The organism is Sphingobacterium sp. HSC-15S19 (genome assembly GCF_050433745.1).
Lineage (GTDB): Bacteria > Bacteroidota > Bacteroidia > Sphingobacteriales > Sphingobacteriaceae > Sphingobacterium > Sphingobacterium siyangense.
Window position 1 is genome coordinate 144,510 of sequence record NZ_JBNPWQ010000010.1, and the last position, 22,552, is coordinate 167,061.

At 40.1% G+C, this 22,552-nt stretch carries 19 protein-coding genes; 11 read left to right on the top strand and 8 right to left on the bottom strand.

The window, feature by feature from the left end:
- The first annotated feature begins 64 nt into the window (after positions 1 to 64).
- From dinB to L1283_RS10520, 7 genes are all read left to right on the top strand, one after another.
- Complete coding sequence (gene dinB / locus L1283_RS10490) at positions 65 to 1,162, top strand: DNA polymerase IV (protein WP_145327044.1); 1,098 nt, start codon at positions 65 to 67, stop codon at positions 1,160 to 1,162.
- Positions 1,163 to 1,306: 144 nt separating this feature from the next.
- Entirely contained in the window at positions 1,307 to 3,433 is a 2,127-nt protein-coding gene (locus L1283_RS10495; RefSeq protein WP_429626098.1) for a DPP IV N-terminal domain-containing protein, read from the top strand.
- Positions 3,434 to 3,587: 154 nt separating this feature from the next.
- Positions 3,588 to 4,394, top strand: a complete 807-nt coding sequence (locus tag L1283_RS10500) for a beta-carotene 15,15'-monooxygenase (RefSeq protein ID WP_153846361.1) — start codon at positions 3,588 to 3,590, stop codon at positions 4,392 to 4,394.
- A gap of 15 nt (positions 4,395 to 4,409) precedes the next feature.
- Positions 4,410 to 5,567: a 1-deoxy-D-xylulose-5-phosphate reductoisomerase gene (locus L1283_RS10505; protein ID WP_313418484.1), complete on the top strand. Its 1,158-nt coding sequence runs from the start codon at positions 4,410 to 4,412 to the stop codon at positions 5,565 to 5,567.
- A gap of 16 nt (positions 5,568 to 5,583) precedes the next feature.
- On the top strand, positions 5,584 to 6,909 hold the full coding sequence (gene rseP, locus L1283_RS10510; RefSeq protein WP_429626099.1) for an RIP metalloprotease RseP: 1,326 nt from the start codon (positions 5,584 to 5,586) through the stop codon (positions 6,907 to 6,909).
- A 268-nt stretch (positions 6,910 to 7,177) separates the two neighbouring features.
- A complete protein-coding gene (locus tag L1283_RS10515; protein WP_046674525.1) occupies positions 7,178 to 7,381 on the top strand; it encodes a YwbE family protein in 204 nt (67 codons plus the stop codon).
- A 251-nt stretch (positions 7,382 to 7,632) separates the two neighbouring features.
- Positions 7,633 to 8,010, top strand: coding sequence for a response regulator (locus L1283_RS10520; RefSeq protein ID WP_182331290.1), 378 nt, complete (start codon positions 7,633 to 7,635; stop codon positions 8,008 to 8,010).
- A gap of 29 nt (positions 8,011 to 8,039) precedes the next feature.
- Here the strand turns inward: L1283_RS10520 and L1283_RS10525 are convergent, their stop codons facing one another.
- The 8 genes from L1283_RS10525 to L1283_RS10560 all read right to left on the bottom strand — a co-directional run bounded on the left by L1283_RS10525 (position 8,040) and on the right by L1283_RS10560 (position 17,925).
- Entirely contained in the window at positions 8,040 to 8,252 is a 213-nt protein-coding gene (locus tag L1283_RS10525; protein ID WP_313418478.1) for a DUF6965 family protein, read from the bottom strand.
- 25 nt (positions 8,253 to 8,277) lie between these two features.
- Positions 8,278 to 9,744 (bottom strand): efflux transporter outer membrane subunit, encoded by a 1,467-nt coding sequence (locus tag L1283_RS10530; protein WP_088162125.1) that lies wholly within the window; start codon positions 9,742 to 9,744, stop codon positions 8,278 to 8,280.
- Entirely contained in the window at positions 9,744 to 12,896 is a 3,153-nt protein-coding gene (locus L1283_RS10535) for an efflux RND transporter permease subunit (RefSeq protein ID WP_429626100.1), read from the bottom strand. The genes L1283_RS10530 and L1283_RS10535 overlap by 1 nt, the downstream gene beginning before the upstream one ends.
- A 77-nt stretch (positions 12,897 to 12,973) precedes the next feature.
- Positions 12,974 to 14,137: an efflux RND transporter periplasmic adaptor subunit gene (locus tag L1283_RS10540; RefSeq protein WP_232475553.1), complete on the bottom strand. Its 1,164-nt coding sequence runs from the start codon at positions 14,135 to 14,137 to the stop codon at positions 12,974 to 12,976.
- 244 nt (positions 14,138 to 14,381) lie between these two features.
- A complete protein-coding gene (locus L1283_RS10545; RefSeq protein WP_120332702.1) occupies positions 14,382 to 15,215 on the bottom strand; it encodes an AMP nucleosidase in 834 nt (277 codons plus the stop codon).
- A 124-nt stretch (positions 15,216 to 15,339) separates the two neighbouring features.
- A complete protein-coding gene (clpX, locus tag L1283_RS10550; protein WP_070565518.1) occupies positions 15,340 to 16,590 on the bottom strand; it encodes an ATP-dependent Clp protease ATP-binding subunit ClpX in 1,251 nt (416 codons plus the stop codon).
- Positions 16,591 to 16,592: 2 nt separating this feature from the next.
- Positions 16,593 to 17,294 (bottom strand): ATP-dependent Clp endopeptidase proteolytic subunit ClpP, encoded by a 702-nt coding sequence (clpP, locus tag L1283_RS10555; RefSeq protein WP_046674530.1) that lies wholly within the window; start codon positions 17,292 to 17,294, stop codon positions 16,593 to 16,595.
- Positions 17,295 to 17,463: 169 nt separating this feature from the next.
- Positions 17,464 to 17,925, bottom strand: a complete 462-nt coding sequence (locus L1283_RS10560; RefSeq protein WP_088162121.1) for a type I restriction enzyme HsdR N-terminal domain-containing protein — start codon at positions 17,923 to 17,925, stop codon at positions 17,464 to 17,466.
- A 412-nt stretch (positions 17,926 to 18,337) separates the two neighbouring features.
- Between L1283_RS10560 and holA the strand changes: the two genes are divergently transcribed.
- The 4 genes from holA (at position 18,338) to L1283_RS10580 (ending at position 22,550) form a co-directional block, all read left to right on the top strand.
- The gene (gene holA / locus L1283_RS10565) at positions 18,338 to 19,345 is read left to right on the top strand and encodes a DNA polymerase III subunit delta (RefSeq protein WP_088162120.1); all 1,008 of its coding nucleotides are present in this window, start codon (positions 18,338 to 18,340) and stop codon (positions 19,343 to 19,345) included.
- Positions 19,346 to 19,514: 169 nt separating this feature from the next.
- Entirely contained in the window at positions 19,515 to 20,132 is a 618-nt protein-coding gene (locus tag L1283_RS10570; RefSeq protein WP_075993267.1) for a TetR/AcrR family transcriptional regulator, read from the top strand.
- Positions 20,122 to 21,432: a TolC family protein gene (locus L1283_RS10575; protein WP_088162119.1), complete on the top strand. Its 1,311-nt coding sequence runs from the start codon at positions 20,122 to 20,124 to the stop codon at positions 21,430 to 21,432. The genes L1283_RS10570 and L1283_RS10575 overlap by 11 nt, the downstream gene beginning before the upstream one ends.
- 14 nt (positions 21,433 to 21,446) lie before the next feature.
- A complete protein-coding gene (locus L1283_RS10580; protein WP_088162118.1) occupies positions 21,447 to 22,550 on the top strand; it encodes an HlyD family secretion protein in 1,104 nt (367 codons plus the stop codon).
- Positions 22,551 to 22,552 lie beyond the last annotated feature (2 nt).

Below are 22,552 nucleotides of genomic sequence, written 5' to 3' on the forward strand. Positions count from 1 at the left end.
CTAATTCTATTAGTTATTTTTCGGTTTTCTTAGTCTATAATGCTAATTTTTGTAAATTTGGATCATGGATCCCGAACAGGTACATCGCAAGATTATTCATTTGGATATGGATGCATTTTATGCCTCTGTAGATCAGCGTGATTTTCCCGAATATCGGGGAAAAGCGATTGCAGTGGGTGGTTCCCCGGATGGGAGGGGAGTCGTTGCAACGGCCAGCTACGAAGCGCGAAAGTTTGGCGTCAAATCTGCTATGAGCTCCCGAAAGGCTCTCCAGTTGTGCCCCCATATTATCTTTACCTATCCTCGCTTCGATGTTTATCGTCAGGTTTCATACCAAATTCGGGAGATTTTTCTCCGTTATACGGATTTAATCGAACCGCTTTCCCTGGATGAAGCTTTTTTGGATGTGACCATAGACAAACAGGGTATTGGTTCGGCTATTGATATCGCCAAAGCCATTAAAGAGGCTATTAAAGAAGAGTTGAATCTGACCGTCTCTGCTGGTGTTTCCGTCAATAAATTTGTTGCAAAGATTGCTTCGGATATGGACAAGCCCAACGGCTTAACATTTATAGGTCCTTCGAAAATTGTCAAGTTCATGGAGTCATTGCCCGTGGATAAGTTTTTTGGCGTAGGAAAAGTAACCGCGAAAAAAATGCATGAACTGGGGCTTTTTACTGGGCTTGATTTAAAAAAACAACGCGAGGAGGATTTGGTGCGCTGGTTTGGAAAGACTGGGCACTTTTTTTACCGTATCGTACGCGGGATCGACGACCGTCCTGTTGTCCCCAATCGCAGCAGTAAATCGGTCGGGATTGAGGATACTTTTGGCGAGGATGTAGAAGCATTTGAAGAATTAAATACCATTTTGCAACGGCTCTGCAAACAGTTGTGGACACGCATCGGGAAAAAGGAAATCTCTGGAAGAACCTTAACCATAAAAATTAAATATGCCGATTTTGTTCAGTTGACACGCAGTATAACCTTAGAAAATAGTTTTGATTCGGAAGACAAAATTTACGCCACTGCCCATAGTTTGTTGAGTAAGGTTGAGCTGGTGAACAAAGTAAGGTTGTTGGGTGTTTCGATATCAAATTTTGTGGAAGAAGCTGATTTTCCAAAGGAAGGTATACAGCTAACACTTTTCGAGCATCGTCCTTAGCAAGGAATCATCCGGCTTAATCAAGTCTTTGCTAAGCCATATGGTACGCGCAATCTGAATTAAGCTTGTTACAGGCAAAATCGTCGTTATTTGTCACAATTCTTTATCTTAGCCAAAATAATTAATAAACATATCCAAAAATTAATGAATACGGTTTCAAGAGTACTCTTAGGTGCGTCTATCGTTTTTTTAGTGCATGAGGTTGGTTTTGCACAAAAGAAATTGGATTTTGCACAGTCCTGGGGGCAAAAGCCATCGTTGACAGTTCGCACGAATCAGTATCCTGGCTGGGCAGACGGGACAGCTTATCTGGAAAATGATGTAAATGATGGTCGTTTATATCAGGTTAACATTAAATCAGGTCACAGAAGCATTTATACAGTTCCTCCTAAAGAAGGGACGGTTGTCTATGTCGAAAACAATGATATCTTCCTGAAAAGTACAGATGGTGTAGCCAAGAAGTTGACCAACTCTCCTGATGTTGCTGAACAGAATCCGACCTTATCGCCGGATGGTAAATATGTTGCCTTTACCCGCAAAAGCAATTTGTATAGCGTGGACGTGACTTCGGGAAAGGAAATGCAATATACAAATGATGGTACCGACGTTATTTATAATGGTTGGTCATCTTGGGTATATTACGAGGAAATTCTTGGGCGTCCAACAAAATACAAAGCTTTTTGGTGGTCTCCGGACAGCCGTAAAATCGCCTTCATGCGTTTCGATGATACCAAGGTTCCTATGTTTCCGATTTATTCGTCCAAAGGCCAGCATGGTTACCTGGAGGAGACAAGATACCCCAAAGCTGGAGACCCAAATCCGGAGGTGAAGGTGGGTATCGTTCATCTCGATGGGGGGAACGTTACCTGGGCTGATTTCAACGAAAAAGATGATCAGTATTTTGGGCAGCCTTACTGGGCCTTTGATAGCAAAAATGTGATGGTGCAGTGGATGAACAGGGATCAGAACAATTTGAAGTTTTATCAAGTGGATCCGAATTCTGGTTCTAAAAAAGAAATCTACGACGAGCGTCAGGCTTCATGGATCAATTTGGATCACGATGAGCGTATCACCTATCTTGCGGACAACAAATATTATATCTTAAAATCGGATAAGACGGGCTGGGCGCATTACTACCTCTATAAATTGGACGGAACATTGGTCAATCCAATTACTTCCGGCGAATGGCAGGTAACCGAATTAAAACGGATTGATGAAAAAAATAAGGTGATTTATTTTACCGCACGTAAAGAAAATTCGGCACGTTTTGATTTATACCGCGTGGATTATTCGGGTAAAAATTTAAAACGTCTGACTTTCGGAGAATACTCACACGATGTCAATGTATCGCCTGATGGTAAGTATTTTATTACCAAATACTCCAATGTGAGTACACCCGATCGGTTTGCTTTGTTGGATAACCAAGGTAAAGTCGTCCGTCAGTTAGCAGATAGTAAAGCGGCTGATTTTGCTTCGTATACGTATGGTAAAACCGAATACTTACATCTTAAATCAGATGATGGTTTGTTCGATCTTCCATTGACAATTACTTATCCGACAAATTTCGATAAATCAAAAGTTTACCCTGTTGTTTTCAGTATCTATGGTGGTCCTGATGCTGGAACGGTAAAAGATACCTGGAAAGGAGCGAATAATCAATATTGGGCTAATGAAGGAATTATTCAAGTCTCTGCAGATCACCGGGCATCTGGTCATTTTGGTAAACAAGGTGTTGCTTATATGCACCGCAATCTTGGTCACTGGGAGATTATTGATTATTCAACGATTGTTAAATGGTTAAAATCGCAACCTTGGGTAGCTAAAAACAAAGTGCTTATCACCGGGCATAGCTACGGAGGGTATATGACTTGTTTAGCGATGACGAAGGCCGCAGATGTATTTGATTTTGGTATTGCCGGTGCTCCAGTAACCTCATGGGATCTGTACGATAGCCATTATACTGAAAGATGGATGGATACGCCTCAAGACAATCCTGAAGGCTATAAAGCTGGTTCTGTGTTAACCTATGCAAATAACTATAAAGGCGTTTTGCGTATTATGCATGGCGATATGGATGATAATGTTCATTTACAGAATACAATCCAACTTGTTGATAAATTGACAGATCGAAGTGTTCCTTTTGAGTTGATGATCTATCCGGGAAGCCGTCATGGATTTGACCGTTCGAAAAGTAAATATGATTCTAATGAGCGTGCGCGTTTCTACTATCAATACTTATTGGAGAAGCCGCTTCCCAAAGAATTTAAATAGGCATAGTTCGATATACCCTATAGAATCCCCTGTCCATTCGGATAGGGGATTTTTTTTTATGTTAAATATTATAAAAAAAATGATTTTTATGGGAGTGTAAATTGTTGAAAATTAAAAAATATGGCATCTTTGTAGAAGTTTATTCAAAGAAAAAATGATTCAATTCCTAAAGGAAAGTACTTTTGCTGTTAATGAGGTTTTTAATAAGTCATGGGAGTTGCTGAAAAGACATTATTTTTCAGTGGCGGGGCTTTGTTTTTTACTGTTCGTGACCTCCGGACTCTCTAATTATCTCGCGACCACCATCAGTGATTTCAATGTGGTGTTGAGTGGTTTTATGGCATTTTTTTTCATGGTGATGTATTTCGGATTGAATATGACTTTATTTAAGTATATCTTAAGTCTGATTGATGGAAATCATGATAAGAAATTGATCCAGTGCATCCCTAGTTCTAAGGAGCTCGCCTATTTTTTTGGCGCAATGTTAAGTATAATGGTGCTCTCCATAGCACTTCTGATGATTTTAGGAGCCGTTTCTTTACCATTCCTTTATCTATTTGAAAATGGTGACAATCGGATGGAGCTGATGAGTAACTTTACGATGTTTGTTGTTTTTGTCGCAGCAATATTGACTTTCATCTTGATTATTAGAGTGGCATTTTATCCATTTTTCATTATCGATAAACACGCGGGCACATTGAGGTCATTACGATTCAGTTTTGCACTGACAAAGGGCAATGTATTCAAACTATTATTGATTTTGGCTGTATTTGCTTTTTTCCAGTTATTACAGATGTATTTTAATTATTTAGAATATTACATAATTTTTATTATTTTGAACCTCGTGAGTTCTTTCTTGGTGGTACCTTTGGCTAGTATTGTTGTTTCGGTCGCTTACCGATCCATGATGGCGGATTACCATGGGGGAGAGGATCCAAAGATTTTAAATAATATATTTTAATTAATAGCAAAGGTTTTGAGTAAAAAAGGAATTGCCATTTTAGGGGCAACGGGAAGTATAGGTACACAAGCCTTGGATGTGATTCGAGCCTTTCCTACTAAATTTAAAGCAATCGTTCTGACCTGTGGTAGCAATGCCACATTGTTGGTTAAACAGGCCTTGGAGTTTAAGCCCAAGGCGGTTGTCGTAACAGATTCCCTTCAGTACAGTTATGTGCAGGATGCTTTAAAAGGACATGATATTGCTGTTCTTTTGGGGGAAGCTGGACTGGTTGAAGTGGTGCAGTACGAAGAAGTAGATGTTGTTTTGAATGCGATCGTTGGATCTGCGGGATTAAAACCTACTGTTAAAGCGATTCAATCGAAAAAAGATATTGCGCTAGCCAATAAGGAGACGCTGGTTGTCGCCGGTGAGCTGATTATGGCTTTAGTGAAAGAATATGGTGTACGCATGCTTCCTGTCGATTCAGAGCATTCGGCGATTTTCCAGTGTTTGGCTGGAGAGGAGCATAATCCAATCGAGAAAATATATATCACAGCTTCCGGCGGACCCTTTCGTGGTAAAAAGAGGGCAGATCTTCTCGCTGTGACCAAGGCTGAAGCCTTGAAACATCCCAATTGGTCGATGGGTGCCAAAATTACGATCGACTCAGCCTCCTTGATGAACAAAGGGCTAGAAGTGATTGAAGCAAGATGGCTCTTTAATCTGGCAATAGATCAGGTCGATGTGATTGTACACCCACAGTCTATTGTACATTCGCTGGTTCAGTTTCAGGATGGTTCCATGAAGGCCCAAATGGGGGTTCCTGATATGAAATTGCCGATCCAATATGCACTGACCTATCCGGCACGTTTTGAAAACAGTTTTGAGCGATTTAATTTCATGGACTATCCGACGCTCAGTTTTGAAAAAGCAGACATGGAAACTTTTCGGAATTTGGCGCTTGCCTATGAGAGCCTTCGTGCCGGCGGAAATAGAAGCTGTGTATTAAATGCAGCCAATGAAGTTGTTGTGGATGCCTTCCTGAAAGATCAAGTTGGTTTTTTGGAGATGAGTGATATTATTGAACAGACATTAGATAAAGTAGAATTCATTACGACACCGACGCTGGATGATTATCTGGAGACGGATCGTGTCGCAAGATTAGTAACAAAGGAAATAATCAAAGATTAAATTTTAAAAAGCATACATGGGTGTTTTAATTATGGTCGGACAAGTGATTTTAGGCTTGTCAATTTTAATTGTTCTACATGAGTTAGGACATTTCTTAGCAGCACGTGCATTTGGTATCAAGGTGGAAAAATTTTATCTGTTCTTTGATGCCTGGGGAGTGAAATTATTTAAATTCAATTATAAAGGATGTGAATATGGTATTGGCTGGTTGCCTTTAGGTGGTTATGTCAAGATTGCGGGTATGATCGATGAATCGATGGATACCGAGCAATTAAAGGGTGAGCCACAACCTTGGGAATTTAGATCAAAACCAGCTTGGCAACGTTTAATCGTTATGCTTGGGGGGATTATTGTCAATATTGTGGTCGGCGTTGTTGTTTTTTGGATGCTGACTTTTAAAATGGGCAATACAGATATCAAAATGGATCAGCTGGTAAACGGTATTGTTCCGGGATCCATTGGTGAATCCATCGGTTTGAAAGCTGGTGATAAAGTGATTTCAATAGACGGTCACCGTATCGAAAATTACTCGGAGTTGATCAGTTCTAAAGTATTGATGGGCGGAGTGACGCTTGCGGTTGATCGCGCTGGTAAAACAGAAGATATCAAAGTTCCGGCCGATTTATTGAACACGCTTTCTGATAAGAAAGGGGAGAAGTTTATTGAACCTCGTGTTAAAACAACAAGTGTTGCTGAAGTAACACCTGGATCGGTAGCAAGTAAAATGGGGTTTGTGAAAGGCGATAGTATTATTGCGGTGAACGAGGTACTGGTTCCTTTCTTCGACGAATTTAAAGCACAAATAAAAGCGAATATCAATAAAGCTGTAGCGATTAAAGTTTTACGCAAAGGAACTGAAGTTTCATTGCAAGGGAATGTTCCTGCGGATGCCATGCTGGGAATAGGCATTAATCGTGATTATTCCATCAAATCTTTTACAACGCAATATAGCTTGATGGAGGCATTTCCAATCGGCGCTAAAAAAGCATTTACGGTGATTACCGACAACGCCAAAGGATTTGGCAAGATTTTCAAAGGCGAGGTACGTGCCGATAAAGCATTATCTGGTCCTATTGGAATCGCTACCTTGTTCGGCACAGAAGTGGACTGGATCCGTTTTTGGTCCTTAGTAGGGATGTTGTCTATGGCATTGGCATTTATGAACCTATTGCCTATTCCAGCTTTGGATGGCGGTCACGTATTGTTCTTGTTGGTTGAAATGATACAAGGCAAGCCATTGAGCGAAAAATTCCTGGAGAAAGCACAAATGGTTGGTTTCTTTATTTTATTGGCTTTAATGGTCTTTATATTCGGAAACGATATTTTTAAGCTATTTAAATAAATTCAATTGGTCAAACAGTCAATATGCTGATGGCCAACATACCATAAAAAGGCTTAAAGCCAATCATGGTCGGAAGAAATTCCGACCATTTTTTATGGTAGGTAGGTGTTGAATAAAATAGCCTGCAGTTCGGTTTATAACATTCATCTACGCTATTGGCTTTCATTTGCTTTCATTGTACCTGTTCCAAAATACGAGACGAAGGTTTTTCTAACAATAAATTGTTTATTTATATTGCATTTAAAAAACAATTTTTCTAAGTTTGACCATGGATGGAAGAAATAGAGCAGATGTAAAGCCAGGCATGTTGGTGAATATAATCTTAAAAAAGGACCAACGTACAGGAAATTTAACAGAAGGCATTGTGAAAGACTTGCTGACATCATCCTCATATCATTCGAGGGGAATTAAAGTCAGGTTGACGGATGGCCAAGTAGGAAGAGTGGCTGAAATTATTGAAGATGATTTTTAAGGTATAGGCTACCGATCTTTATTTCTCTTTACTTAATCTTTTCTAACGGTATTGACACGGAGAGATTTACTACCTATGATGTTCTTATTGTATAAATCAAACTAAAAGCTTGTTGGATTGTTAATAGTGAACATTTTGAAATAAAATTTGTATAATAACATAATTATTGCTAACTTTTTTCTGTATTTTTTATTTTATTACATATTTATATAATATTGTTTTTATAATTATTAAAATGATAGCTTTTTCAAATGGATACCAAAAGTAAATGTACGGTTGTCTACGCAGATGATGCGCTGATTCATCATGTGTTGATGCGAGCTATGGCTCAATCTCATTTATTGGATTTGGTTTATTGTGCTTCCAATGGTAGGGATTTAATCGACTACCTCGATGAAAACGAGCACGAACTTCCTGAAATATGTATATTAGATCTGCATATGCCTGTATTAAACGGGATCGAAACGGCAAAAATCATACGGGAGAGGTTTCCCTCTATTCGAATATTTGGGCTGACATCAAGTAGTGATGAGAATGAACGGATGGAATTGCGGGACGCTGGGGCAGAAGAGATCTTTTCGAAAGAACAGATGCCACTATTAATGAAACAACTTGCTCCTAGCATATAGCTATAAATAAAGAAGAGGTCTAACAGATGTTAGGCCTCTTCTTTATTTTCTAAAGCATCCTTGAATTTAAGAAGTCTAATCCAGGATGGACATTTGCTTAGATCTTTTTTCCATAATCCAACATGGATAAAACTTGTGCTCAAGAAACGTTGTACGTCGAAGACCTGCATATCTTGCTGTATTTCTAACGATTCAGGCAAGTCTTTGGATTGAAAATAGTGCTGTAATTCTTCTGGAGTCATACCACAAAAATAACGTTTTAAATCCTTATCTCCAACCTCCTCCGAGTGCCCGGTACAGATCCACAAATGCATCTAAATGCTGTTGCCTCAACTCGACCAGATCGAGGTCACTGTTTAGGGCATTGCTTTGCGCTGTAATCACCTCTAAATATGTGGCGTAGCCACTTTTAAAGAGTAAACCCGCATTTTTGACGGCAAGATGTGCATTATCGACTCTTTCTTTGGCCAAAGACAATTGCTCCCGTTGCTTGTCGACCGTGACCACTGCATTAGAGACTTCGGCTACGGCTTCCACGACCTTTTGTTGCAACTGGATTTCGGCTTTATCACGTTCCAATTTAGCGACCTCATACTGTGTTTTCAAGGTTTTGTTTTTGAAAATAGGTGTGGTCAGATTCCCGGTTATTCCACCGAGCAATGCCCCTGGTATATTGAACCAATTTTTAGGGAGCATACTATTTACCCCCAATACGCCGCCAACGGTCAATGAAGGGTAACGCATGGCCTGTTGGATATTGGCATTCGCATTGGCTGCCATCAATTGAAATTCAGATGATCGGATATCTGGTCTATTACGCACAATTTCGATCGGGGAACCGAGTGAAATGTCTTTGCTTTCAGCGAAGAGATGCTCGTAAGAAGTGCCTCTTTTGATGCTATCGGGTAATTTTCCAGTAAGTGTCTGAAGCGCATTTTCCTGGATGACAATTTCCTTTTCGATTTCGGGAACGAGGGATGCCGCCAATAGGCGCTGTGATTGTGTTTGTTGGATCGCCAAGGCGGTGATCTCACCCGCTTCATATTGGAGCTTGATCATACGCAGCGTACTATCGTTCAATTGGACGTTACGTTTAGCAACCTCGATCTTGGCATCGAGCATCAAGAGATTGAAGTAACCTTTTGCGACAGCAGTTATGATAGAAGTCTGTATCGCATTTTTTGCCTCCTGTGTATCCAGATACTCGGCTAACAGCTGCTCCTGTTTGCTACCTATTTTCTTCCAGATATCTATTTCCCAGCTAAAATTAATATCGGAACCAAACATAGATTGATACACGAACATATTTTGCGGTGCTGTTTCACCTTTGTGATCATAATATTTGGTCAGGGGACCACTACCAAAGTCTTTCGATCGCCAGGTACGGTTTCCATTGGCAATTGTCGCATTTACACTCGGCAGATAATTGGCTTTGTTCTGCGCCAAAACTCGGGTTGAAATCTGCAGGTTGAGCAATGCTGTCTTCATTTCAAAATTATTCGCTAAGGCAGAATCAATCAATAGTTTCAATGTGGGATCGTGAAAGAAGGATTTCCAATGGATCAGTCCCATACTGGAGGTGTCTCCGAAATAATCCAGCGTATCGCCACGAAAGTTTTCGGGAAGTTTGAGTTTGGGCTGCACATAATCTTTGCCGATCTTACAGGCATTCATCAGGCCTAAGAGACCAATGATGATCGATATTCCCGAAAGGTATTTTTTTATGTTTTTCATTATTCTTCCTCTTCTTTAGCTAGTTTATCATGTAGTTTTTCATCCAGGCTTTTGAATACGACAAAGAGTACAGGGATGATAAAGATGCCGAATGCTACACCAAAGAGCATACCGCCGGCGGCGCTGAAACTGATCGAATGGTTACCGATCGCCGAGGGACCAACCGTCCACATCAAAGGTACAAGGCCAGCAACAAATGCCAAACTGGTCATCAAGATTGGCCGTAGCCTAAGTTTTGAGCCGTTAATGGCAGCTTCGACGATACTTTTACCATTTTTGCGTTCCTGAACGGCAAATTCGACGATCAGAATAGCATTTTTGGCCAAAAGACCAATGAGCATGATGAGTCCTACTTGCACATAAATGTTGTTTTGAAGTCCCACAAGGTTGATCACGGAAAATACGCCGATCAGTCCCACAGGTATAGACAGTAATACTGCCCAAGGAAGAATGTAGCTTTCATATTGAGCGGAAAGCAGGAAGTAGACGAATAGGATACTAAGCGCAAAAATCAATATCGTCTGTGAGCCGGATTGACTTTCTTCATAGCTCATGCCCGTCCATTCAAAACCATAATTACCCGGAAGTTTGTTGTCGGCCAATTTTTGGATAGCCTGCATCGCGTCATCTGTACTATAGCCTTCCGCGGGTGTAATATTTACCGCAATTGCATTGTATAGATTGTAACGCGTAATGGTTTCTGGACCCACAGTCTTTTCTAAGGTCAATATGGTGTTAATAGGCACCATTTCGCCTTTACTGTTGCGCACAAAAATTGAATTGAAGGATTCGGGATCTTTGCGGAAGTCGAAATCTGATTGGACATAAACCCGGTATTGGCGACCAAACCGATTAAAATCGCTCGCCTGTACACGTGCAAAATAAGATCGGATTGTGGACATGAGATCTTTGACCTCAACTCCCAGGGATTTTGCCTTTACAGCATCGATATTTACTTCATACTGAGGGAAGTTTGATTTAAAACTTGTATAAGCACTTCGTATTTCCGGTAAGGTATTGAGTTGGTTAATAAAGGTATCTGCAATGGTGTTAAAATCCCGAATGTCACCACCCATTCGATCCTGAAGGACCATTTCAATTCCGGCAAAGTCTCCAAAGCCCTGTACGGTAGGCCGGGGGAATACTGTAAACGTTGCTTCATTAATCTGGGATAGATCATGCCTGATGGTGTCCATAAATGCATTGATATTTTTGATATGCTCGCGTTTGGCATGTGGTTTTAAGGTGATGTAACCAGCGGCAAATGCCGGGCTTGAGCTTCCGTCCAGGGCATTAAAACCAGAAACTGTTGTCATTCCATTGATGTCCTGTCTTTTCTTTAAAATACTATCGGCACGATGAAGAACCTCAGTTGTTCGGCTCAATGAAGCGCCGGGAGGGAGGGCAATGTTGTATGTGATAAATCCATCATCCTCTGTCGGAATAAAACTTTTAGGTGTTTTAATCATAAACACAATGCCAAGTGCTGTAATTAAAATTAAGCCTGCCCAGGCTATTTTCTTATTCTTGATCAGTATTTCTACAATCGAGACATAACGGGCGGTCAGTCGATCAAAAGAGGTATTGAATGCTTTAAAGAAGCGATCTTTAAATTGATTGATTTTGCCGTTTTTTTGATTGGTATGCTGTTGCGGGGCTTTCAGGAGTAGCGCACATAGGGCTGGACTTAAGGTCAAAGCATTGAGTGCTGAAATTAGAATCGCTGTTGCCAGGGTGTAAGCAAACTGGCGATAAAAGATACCTGCTGGCCCTTCCATAAATCCTACAGGCAAAAATACAGCAGCCATGACCATGGTTATGGACAGGATAGCTCCCGTAATTTCGGACATCGTCGATAATGTAGCGGCTCTGGGTTTCATTCCTGTGCTGTGCATTTTTTCGTGGATGGCCTCAACGACGACAATGGCGTCATCCACTACGATTCCAATGGCTAACACCAGGGCAAACATCGTGAGGACATTGAGCGAAAATCCAAAAAGCTGCAGAAAAAAGAAGGTTCCCACCAATGAAACGGGGATTGCAATTGCAGGGATCAAGGTGGATCTAAAATCTTGCAGGAAGATAAAGACAATAATAAATACCAGGATAAAGGCTTCAAAAAGGGTGTGCTCAACTTGGTTGATCGATTCATCGATCTGGTCACGTACAGAGTAGGTCACCTCATAGTTTATGCCTTTTGGAAATGTTTTTGATTGTTCCTCGAGAACCTTTCTGACGGCAATATCAATATCATGGGCGTTGGAACCACTGGTTTGTGTTAAGTTGAGTGTAAGACCGGGATGTCCATTTACTTTATTGTCGCTGCTTAGATTTGTAGCACCGAATTCGACGCGTGCTACATCTTTTAAATAGAGCACTGAACCGTCGGTGTTGGTTTTGATCACAATACTCTGGAATTCCTCCGGAGTGGTGAAACGCCCTTTATGACGGATCACTGTTTCGAAAGCTTCATCTGAGGTTTCTCCAAATTTACCGGGGGCAATCTCAAAGTTTTGATCTTTTATAGCATTGGTGACATCTTGTGGGACGAGGTTATACAGGGCTAGTTTTTCGGGATTCAACCAAAGTCGCATCGCATAATCCCTTGCTCCCAAACGGGAAACCTGGGCTACACCATCAACACGCAGCAAAGGCCGCATCAGGTTAATCTGTGCATAAGCCTGGAGAAAGGTTTCGTCATAGGCACTATCCTGATGATCAGAGTAGAGATTGATGGTCATAATGACACCCGTTTGCCGTGGCATGACCGTGATTCCGGCCTCATTTACTTCTGCGGGAATGGAACTGATTGCTTTGGAAATCCGTGTCTGTACATTGACCGAGGCAATATCAGGATTGGTACCGGTCTTAAAATAGACCGACACACTTCCCGATCCTGAATTGGAGGCAGATGACTTGATATAGGTCATATCCTCTACACCATTGATGGCTTCTTCGATAGGTAGTAAAACGCTTTTTGCTACAGTCTCGGCATTAGCTCCCGGATAACTTAGTGAAACAAGCACACTTGGTGGTGCAATTTCTGGAAAACGCGAGACAGGCAGAAGTTTTAGCCCAACTAAGCCCAAGATTACCAGGATAATGGAAACCACCGTGGCTAATACAGGCCTATTTATAAATGTTTTTAGCATATATATGGAATTTTAAACACGCTACATGAAGTGTACAGTATGTCTGACACCTTGTAGCATGTAAAAATGATAGATAATTATTTCTGTAAAATCGGGGTTACTGGTGAACCGTCGGTCAATTTGTCAAATCCACTGGTAATAACGCGATCGTTTTCCTGTAGTCCTGAGTAGACGATATAATTGTTTTTACTTTTGCCTGTCAGTTGGATATTTCGTTTTTGTGCTTTGTTGTTTTGGTCCAGTATATACACGAAGGTTTTATCCTGCAATTCATTGACTGCAATCTGAGGGATTTGAAGAACGTCTTTTTTAACCTCTGCAATTTTAAGTGTACCACTACTTCCGGACCGAAGTATATTGTCGTGATTTTGAAATGTCGCACGCAAGGAGATCGCACCTGTAGTACGGTTGATCTGACCATTGACGGCATCCACTATACCTTTTTTTGCATATTCTTCGCCATCCGCAAGGACGAGCGTAACTTCGGGAAATACAAGCTTCTGATTCTGGTTGTATTTTTTCCCTTCTAAGCTATCTTTTTTTGCCTGTGCTTTGGAAAAATAAAGAAAGTCAGATTCATTCATGGAGAAATAAACATAGACTTCCTGGATATCTGAAAGATAGGTGAGGGGTTCTTTATCACCTTTTGAGACCAGATTCCCGATACGTTTTGGGATCCGACCAATGTAACCGCCTACCGGAGCGGTGATAACCGTAAAATCCTTACTGATCTGAGCGGAACGTACGGCTGCGATGGCCTGATCCAGTGTCGCCTTGGCTACCTGATAATCTGATTTGGCCGAAGCCAACCTGACATCGGAGATAACGTCGTTTTGAACCAGCGGCTTCAATCGGTCGACTTCGAGCTGTGCATTTTTAAGTTTGGCTCTGGCGACCTGCTCTGTAGCAACCATGTTATTGAGATTTTCCTGATAAGTAGAGGGGTCTACTTTGAACAGTTTCTGGCCTTTTTGAACAAAAGAACCTTCATCGATATAAATTTCCTGAAGCAGTCCTTCGACCTGTGGGCGGACCTCAACGTTAACTTTACCTTCTATGGTGCCCAAATAATCCTTGATGGTGGTAGCATCTGATTTAGTGACGGTATAGACGGGCAAGGCCACGTTTTTTTCTTTGGTTTTATTTTCTTTTGAAGAACTTGAAGAACAACTTACCTGTGTGGCTAAGGCTGAACAAATCAATAGGGATACTTTAAAAATAGATAATGTTTTTTTCTTCACAATGCTTGATTAATTTTTACGATATATGTGTTGGGTAATATGAATATTACAATATAAACGCCAAATAGTTTAATTATTGTGAAGATTAACATTTGTTAACATCTCAGATTCTAGTTAATAACTGTTCAATTATTAATCAATAATAATGTTTAATAGTTTTAAGAATTTGATAGTTATGGTTTTATGGAGAGGGGTACATCATATTTTCCCCCAAAGGAAAATATGATGTTGCTAGTATTGTAGCTTAGAATTTAAGGTGCTTCACGGTCAATCCGTTATTGATAAGCTGTTTTAAAGCATCAATACCTATACCGATATGTTCTTCCACATATTTCGCTGTAACGGTTACATCACTGACCGAAGTTTTTACTCCTTCTGGCACCATCGGTTGATCTGAAACTAGCAGTAAAGCACCTGTTGGAATCTTGTTGGCAAATCCGACGCTGAATATCGTTGCGGTTTCCATATCAACGCACATGGCACGGATTGATTTTAAATATTTTTTGAAAGCTTTGTCATGTTCCCAAACCCGTCTATTGGTGGTGTATACCGTTCCAGTCCAGTAATCGCGTTGGTGATCCCGAATTGTAGTGGATATGGCCTTTTGCATGGCGAAGGCAGGTAATGAAGGTACTTCGGGTGGAAAGTAGTCATTCGATGTTCCCTCGCCGCGGATAGCGGCAATTGGAAGAATCAATTCACCTACAGGAATTTTTTTCTTGATACCCCCGGTCTTACCCAAAAATAGAACGGCTTTTGGTGCAATTGCTGATAATAGATCCATAATGGTTGCGGCCATTGGACTTCCCATTCCGAAATTGATAATGGTGATGCCTCCGGCAGTGACGGATTGCATCGGTTTGTCTTCCCCGTAAATAGGAGCATTATCATGCATTTCAGAAAACAGGTGGATATATTTTGAAAAGTTTGTTAAAAGGATATACTCCCCAAACTCTTCCAAAGGCCTTCCCGTATAACGGGGAAGCCAGTTGTTCACGATTTCTTCTTTGGTTTTTAAACCTGGTGTGATCGGACTATTTACGGTATTCTTTGCACTTTTCTTTGTTGTCATAGTCATTAAATTTAATTTCTTGAATCTCTTATCTTCCTGTCAACATTCCGTTATGGCTATGTTATTATTGTAATATAAAATTTTTAATTCTTTTCTAAAAAAAAATCCCGTTCAGCGAACGGGATTTTTTTTAAGCGACTTTAAGCTTTTTTAAATCGGACTTTTCGAATTTTTTCTTCGCATAGTCCAAGGTAATTTCTAATGCTTTCTGTCCCGTTTGCTCTTTTGTTGACGGAATCTCAAACATGGCATCCAGCATAATGGCTTCGCAGATACTGCGGAGGCCACGGGCTCCAAGTTTAAATTCGTCAGCTTTATCAACAATAAACGTATATACGTCAGGATCAAATTTTAGTTCGATACCTTCGTATTCAAACAACTTCTTATATTGTTTTACCAATGCATTTTTTGGTTCAGTCAAAATGCTCAGTAAAGTTTCCTTATCCAATGGATTTAAGTAAGTCAATACAGGAAGACGGCCAATTAACTCTGGAATTAAGCCAAAGTTCTTTAAGTCTTGAGGAGTAATATACTTGTATAGATTATTCAAGTCAATTTCCTCTTCGTCTTCGTTCATTTTATAACCTACTGTTTGCGTGCGCAGACGGTTTGCAATTTTCTTTTGAATACCGTCGAATGCACCACCACAGATAAATAGAATATTACTTGTATTGACTGCGATCATTTTTTGATCCGGGTGTTTACGGCCGCCTTGAGGTGGAACGTTTACAACTGTACCTTCGAGAATCTTCAATAAAGCTTGCTGCACACCTTCACCCGATACATCTCTCGTAATGGAAGGATTATCGCTTTTACGTGCGATTTTATCAATCTCATCGATATAGATGATACCGCGCTCTGCAGAGGCTACATCATAATCTGCTGCTTGCAATAAACGTGTTAATATACTTTCTACGTCTTCCCCTACATACCCTGCTTCTGTCAATACAGTTGCATCCACAATACAGAAGGGGACGTTGAGTATTTTGGCAACAGTTTTTGCCAGCAAGGTTTTACCTGTACCTGTTTCACCAACGATAATCAAATTGGATTTTTCGATTTCAATCTCGTCTTTATCCACTTTCTGATTTAAACGTTTATAGTGATTATAAACTGCTACTGAAATTACTTTTTTAGCATCATCCTGACCGATTACATATTGATCCAGGTGAGTTTTAATCTCCAAAGGACGGATCAACTTTAAAGCAGTCTGTAAAGTTTTACTTTTTCGTTGTTTTAATTCTTCTGCCAAGATTTCGCCTGCCTGCTGGATACATCTGTCACAGATGTGTGCTCCGTTGCCTGCAATAAGCATCTGGGCTTCATTTTTGCTTATGCCACAAAACGAACAGTGAATGTCTCTATCGTTATTCTTTGCCATTGTTATTTAATAATCTCCTTCTTAGGAAGTAAAATCTCGTCAATCATACCGAATTCTTTGGCTTCATTGGCTCTCATCCAGTAATCGCGATCTGAAGATTTTTCTACCCATTCGTAAGTTTGTCCAGAATGATCTGAAATAATGGTGTATAATTCTTCTTTCAATTTCATCATCTCACGTAAGTTGATTTCCATATCGGCAGCAACTCCTTGTGCACCACCGGAAGGTTGGTGAATCATGACGCGTGAGTGACGTAAGGCTGCACGTTTGCCTTTTGCACCAGCAACCAAAAGAACAGCTCCCATAGACGCAGCAATACCTGTACAGATCGTCGCTACATCTGGCGTGATATATTGCATAGTATCATAAATTCCTAGTCCAGCGTATACGCTTCCACCTGGTGAATTGATGTAGATTTGGATATCACGTTGTGCATCGGTAGATTGTAGGAACAAGAGCTGTGCCTGAATAATGTTGGCTACCTGATCATCAATACCGCTGCCTAAAAATATGATACGGTCCATCATCAAACGCGAAAACACATCCATTTGGGCAACGTTCAATTGACGTTCTTCAACGATGTAAGGTGTAAGGTTTGTCGGAATGCTTGTCTCTGTACGAGCAATGAAGCTATCAACATGTTGGCTTCCAATACGGTGATGCTTTACTGCATATTTTCTGAATTCGTTTTTATCTATATTCATCTTTTTATTTTTTCTATTCTGTAGGACTAATATAAAACTATATTTTAAAAATCAAATAAATTGAAAAGATGTTTTACATCTACTTTACATTTTTTCGGTGATCCCCTTTCAAGACTTGGGGGACACTGTATCTCCGGATTAATTCTTTATCTATTTCATGCATAGCTCCTTAGTCAATTTCGTTGTAGTTGGGGAGGTCTTCCAAAAATTCGTAAGACGCGTTGATAAAATCAATTTTACAATAGTAATGATTCATGCCATTGCTCACTAATAGGTATGGTATACGATGAACCGTATTATAATTTGCAATTTGCTCAAATACCTGTTGGGTGATTTTTATATGTGGCGCTTTAAACTCGGCTAACACGACCTTATGCCCGCTACTGTTGTAAATCAATAAATCACTTCGTTTCTGAAGGTTATTTAATTTCAATCCGCCTTCAATATGCATCAGTGATTTGGGGTAATTTTTCATGAGCGACAAATAATTGATCCAATGTTGTCTAACCCATTCCTCCGGTGTTAATACCAAGTCCTTTTTTCTGAGCTCATCAAAGATGTAAATCGAATTGTTCTTCTTGGATATTTTAGCTTTAAATGGCGGTAAGTTCAGTGGAGTCGGTGAAAACATACACAAATATACTAAAATATTAGCAAAAGAAATAAATTCGTCAAGTCCGAAGGATGGTGTTTTTTTGACTAGTCTGATTTTTTAGGCCGGGGGAAACCCGAGGTCTGTATTTATGATGCGATTACTTAACGAGATGGTGAAAGTTATGTTGCTAAATGTTCATGGCATTAAATCAATAGTTTAATGTAATCGCGATACATGAGTCAATTATAAAAGCGTAATTTTACGGAGTTACTCGGTTGAATTGCCATTAAAATCGTAATTTTGCTTCGCATAAAAAGCCCATGGTCGAACTCGAAAGACATTTTGATATGTGGTGACATGGGGGTATTTTAGCCTTCGCAGATGGCTTGGATACCGAAAACAAATCTGGGCAGCTGATCTATTGCGGACGAATAAATAGACTATATATATGAACATAAATCCGATCTTATCCGATATTAAGAACAGGTCTTTTAAACCAGTGTATTTATTGCAAGGGGAGGAGAGTTATTTCATTGATACCATTGCCGACGCTTTGGAAGCAACCGTATTGAATGATGCGCAGAAAGGCTTTGATCAATCCATTTTTTACGGAAAAGATATCGATATCTCTACGATTGTCAATGCAGCAAAGAGGTATCCTATGCTAAGTGACTATCAGGTGATTATTATCAAGGAGGCACAGGAGCTAAAATGGAAATCGGATACGGAAGAACTGTTAACTAAATACCTGGAACATCTTACACCGACAACCATTCTTGTGTTTTGTTTTAAACATGGGAAATTTGACAAACGCAAAAAGATCTATAAGGTCTTTGAAAAAAAAGGACTAGTTGTTGATGCTGCCAAACTATACGACGATAAGGTGGGCCCTTGGATCGGAGCTTATGTGAAAGATGCCGGCTGGCGCATTCATCCGCAAGCGACGATGATGATTGCGGACTATCTCGGTAATGATCTGTCCAAAGTGTCCAATGAACTTGACAAGCTGATGCTTAATGTTCCAAAGAGTCAAGAGATCAGCATGGAAGATGTTGAACGAAATATTGGTATCTCCAAAGATTATAATGTTTTTGAATTAAATACAGCATTGGCTAAACGTAATGCCCTAAAAGCTTATCAGATCGTTGATTATTTTGTGGCCAACCCCAAAAATAATCCGCTGGTAATGGTCATTGGACAAATTGCCACCTACTTCACGAAGATTCTCAAATACCATTATCTGATCGATAAATCGGTCGCAGCAAAAGAATTGGGGGTACATCCTTTCTTTCTGAAAGAATACGAGCTTGCTGCAAGAAATTACAACCGACGGAAAACTTTCGATGTGCTCAATGTGTTGAAGGAGACTGATTTAAAATCTAAAGGTGTCAATGTGCCGAGCAATTTCAATAGTGAAGAGATTTTAAAAGAAATGATCTATCGGATACTTAACTAATCCCATCCAACAGCAAGAACACCAGAAATGGTGTTTTTTTTACACAAATTTAATAATTAAACACTTGTTTAAATTAAACGTTTGTTTAACTTTGTCGCGCATTTAGCGAGAACGTATTTTATAATCGCTATGAATATGCGATTGTATCTTTAAAAGATCGAGGTTTAAAATGGAATTTAACGAGAAACAGATTGATATTTTGCTTGCAGCAGAGCGTCTTTTTGCAACAAAAGGATTTGATGGGACTTCCGTTCGTGATATCGCCAATGAGGCGAATGTGAATGTTGCGATGATCAACTATTATTTTGGATCAAAGGACAAGCTACTGGATACGTTTTTTGAATGGCGTGTTCCTGATTTTATGATCAATGTGGATGAGTTGGCGCTTGTCGATAATGCGTTGGATAAAATTGACGCTATGGTGGATAAATCGTTTAAGTCCATGAACTCGCATCGTAAACTGTATCATATCATCACCATTGAAAGTTCGTTAAAACAACGCATGCTGATCTCGGAGGCTTTTCGCAAACTCAAGCTGCACAATCTTGAAGTGATATCGTCTGTTATCAATGCGGGGGTAGAACAGGGTGTATTCAAAGCGGGTTATGATCCCATCTTGATCCACTCCATGATGATGGGCGTATTTATGAATTTTCAGATGAATCATTGTTTTTTACAGGATCAGTTGCATATCGATAACGATGAGGACTATGCAAATTATATAGAAACAACTTTAACAGAATTTATACAGAAAACAATTAAAGCTTTATTGACATATGAAAAATAAGTTGGCCAATTTGAGTGCTTTATTGCTTTTAAGTCCTATGGGTCTGTTGGCGCAAGACAACAAACACATGACTTTGGAAGAGATAATTCACTTGGCCGCAAATCAAAGCGTGGAAGCAAAGTCTACCGATACGAAGATATTGGGGAGACAGCTCGAAGTCGAAACTGCCAAATCGAAACAGCTTCCTGATGCAAAATTGAGTGGACAATACATGGCTATGACTACTCCAAATGTGAATTTAAAGTTGGCTTTAGGTGAGGGGGGCTCTGCTCCGGATATTGCTGCAAACCAATTGTGGTTGGGACAGGCTTCGGTGAGTATGCCAATCTATACAGGTGGACGTATTAAAGGTGGAATTAATATTGCAAAAGATGTATTAAAAGCCGAGGAATACAACGCTGTAGCAAGTAAAGAACAACTGGCTATACGTGCAGTGAATCTTTATTTAAGTCTTTATAAAGCTCAGCAAACCAACTTGTTGATTGCTGAAAATATCAAGCAGTCTGAGCAGCGTGTTTCGGATTTTAAAGCGATGCTTGACAATGGTTTGATCGCGCGTAACGACCTGTTAAAAGCAGAACTGCAGCTTTCAAATTATCAGGTTTCGCTTCAGGAAGCACAGAAAAATATCAAGGTGCTGAATTATCAATTGGCTAATTTTTTGAAAATTGATGCGGATACGCAGTTGGATCAGATCAATCTGGCTGAGGTGAACGGTGTTGATTTGGGTTTAAAAGCATCTTATGACGCTGCGAAAACCTCGCGTTCTGATGTGAAATCTTTGGAGTCACAACGGTTGGTTGCAGAGGACCAGTTGAAGGTAACAAAAGCATCTACATTGCCACAGGTTTCTGCAACGGCAGGTTACAATGCTTTTGGTTTGCAAAAAGTGGTTACCGTAACAAATGCGGCCATGGTCGGTGTAGGTGTATCCTACGACATCGGTTCACTTTATAAAAACAAAAGAGAAGTGAATGTTGCGAAAAATCATATCAGGGAAATTGATGAGCACATTGAATTATTAAACGATAAGGTGAAAGTGCAGGTTCAACAGGCCAATGAAAACTATATGCTGGCACAAAAGCAGGATGTGGTTTACCATCAGGCTGTGGATCAGGCAGTTGAAAATTATCGTATTACAAAAGATAAGTACGATAATGGTATCGCGGATACGGACGATTTGTTAACGGCCGACGTACAGCAGCTTCAAAGCAAGATCAATCTTGCGATCAGCAAAGCAAATACCATTGAAAAATATTACGACCTGCTGTTAGCAAATGGGTCTTTAAACATTAAATAGCAATTAATCTAGACATGGAAAATACAGTAGAAAACGCACCTGAAAAGAAAGGTACAAATAAAAAATTCACAATTATTTTGGCTGCATTGGTCATCTTCGGAGGAGCCTACGGTGCTTATAAATATATGCATGGTCAGGCGCATGAAACGACAGACGATGCGCAGGTAGAGAAAAACATGAGTCCGATCATTCCACGTGTTGGTGGGTTTATCTCGAAAGTGTACGTAAAAGATAATGATTTGGTAAAAAAAGGGGATACGTTGTTCACCATTGAGAGCCAAGATTATCAGGTTCGTGTGGATGAAGCGCTAGCAGCCTTGGCAGCAGCTCAAAGTAGCTTTGATGTTTCAAAGGCAGATGTATCTGCATCTTCGGCGAATGTAGCCATCTCGGATGCAACGATCCAATCTAATTTGGGCAGCATCGATGCAGCACGTATTCGTGCTAAGCAAGCGAATAATGATTATATCCGCTACCAAAACTTATACAACAATCAGTCAATTACGAAACAACAGTATGAGCAGGCATTAACAGCGAAATTGGAAGCTGACAAGCAGGTTGAAATTTTGCAACAACAACGTAACGCCAGTGCTTCACAACGTAATGCAGTCGTGAGTAAGACTACAGTAGCTTCAAAGCAAACTTCTGTTGCTGAGGCAAATATAAAAAGAGCGAATGCGCAACTTGAAGCGGCTAAATTGAACCTTTCTTATACTGCAGTACTTGCTTCTGTGGATGGCCAGGTATCGAATATCAAGGTACAACCAGGGCAGATGGTCAATCCAGGTCAATCTTTGTTCTACATTGTAGATAATATTGAAACTTGGGTCGTTGCTAACTTTAAGGAGACGCAATTGGAAAAAATAAAACCTGGACAAAAAGTCGGTATTAAAGTGGATGCTTATCCTGCTATTGAGTTTGAAGGCGAGGTAAACTCTTTCTCTCCAGCCACTGGTTCACGTTTCTCTTTATTGCCTCCAGATAATGCAACGGGTAACTTTGTAAAGACTGTTCAGCGTTTACCCGTAAAGATCAAATTGACAAAAGACAATAAAGCAGAAAATGTGGCTTTGCTCAGACCGGGCATGAATGCTGACGTAGATGTGCATGTTAAATAACT

Coding starts and splice junctions, on each gene's coding strand:
- dinB (WP_145327044.1), top strand. CDS start 65: ATGGATCCCGAACAGGTACATCGCAAGATTATTCATTTGGATATGGAT.
- L1283_RS10495 (WP_429626098.1), top strand. CDS start 1,307: ATGAATACGGTTTCAAGAGTACTCTTAGGTGCGTCTATCGTTTTTTTA.
- L1283_RS10500 (WP_153846361.1), top strand. CDS start 3,588: ATGATTCAATTCCTAAAGGAAAGTACTTTTGCTGTTAATGAGGTTTTT.
- rseP (WP_429626099.1), top strand. CDS start 5,584: ATGGGTGTTTTAATTATGGTCGGACAAGTGATTTTAGGCTTGTCAATT.
- L1283_RS10515 (WP_046674525.1), top strand. CDS start 7,178: ATGGATGGAAGAAATAGAGCAGATGTAAAGCCAGGCATGTTGGTGAAT.
- L1283_RS10520 (WP_182331290.1), top strand. CDS start 7,633: ATGGATACCAAAAGTAAATGTACGGTTGTCTACGCAGATGATGCGCTG.
- L1283_RS10525 (WP_313418478.1), bottom strand. CDS start 8,252: ATGACTCCAGAAGAATTACAGCACTATTTTCAATCCAAAGACTTGCCT.
- L1283_RS10530 (WP_088162125.1), bottom strand. CDS start 9,744: ATGAAAAACATAAAAAAATACCTTTCGGGAATATCGATCATCATTGGT.
- L1283_RS10535 (WP_429626100.1), bottom strand. CDS start 12,896: ATGCTAAAAACATTTATAAATAGGCCTGTATTAGCCACGGTGGTTTCC.
- L1283_RS10545 (WP_120332702.1), bottom strand. CDS start 15,215: ATGACTATGACAACAAAGAAAAGTGCAAAGAATACCGTAAATAGTCCG.
- clpX (WP_070565518.1), bottom strand. CDS start 16,590: ATGGCAAAGAATAACGATAGAGACATTCACTGTTCGTTTTGTGGCATA.
- clpP (WP_046674530.1), bottom strand. CDS start 17,294: ATGAATATAGATAAAAACGAATTCAGAAAATATGCAGTAAAGCATCAC.
- L1283_RS10560 (WP_088162121.1), bottom strand. CDS start 17,925: ATGTTTTCACCGACTCCACTGAACTTACCGCCATTTAAAGCTAAAATA.
- holA (WP_088162120.1), top strand. CDS start 18,338: ATGAACATAAATCCGATCTTATCCGATATTAAGAACAGGTCTTTTAAA.
- L1283_RS10570 (WP_075993267.1), top strand. CDS start 19,515: ATGGAATTTAACGAGAAACAGATTGATATTTTGCTTGCAGCAGAGCGT.
- L1283_RS10575 (WP_088162119.1), top strand. CDS start 20,122: ATGAAAAATAAGTTGGCCAATTTGAGTGCTTTATTGCTTTTAAGTCCT.
- L1283_RS10580 (WP_088162118.1), top strand. CDS start 21,447: ATGGAAAATACAGTAGAAAACGCACCTGAAAAGAAAGGTACAAATAAA.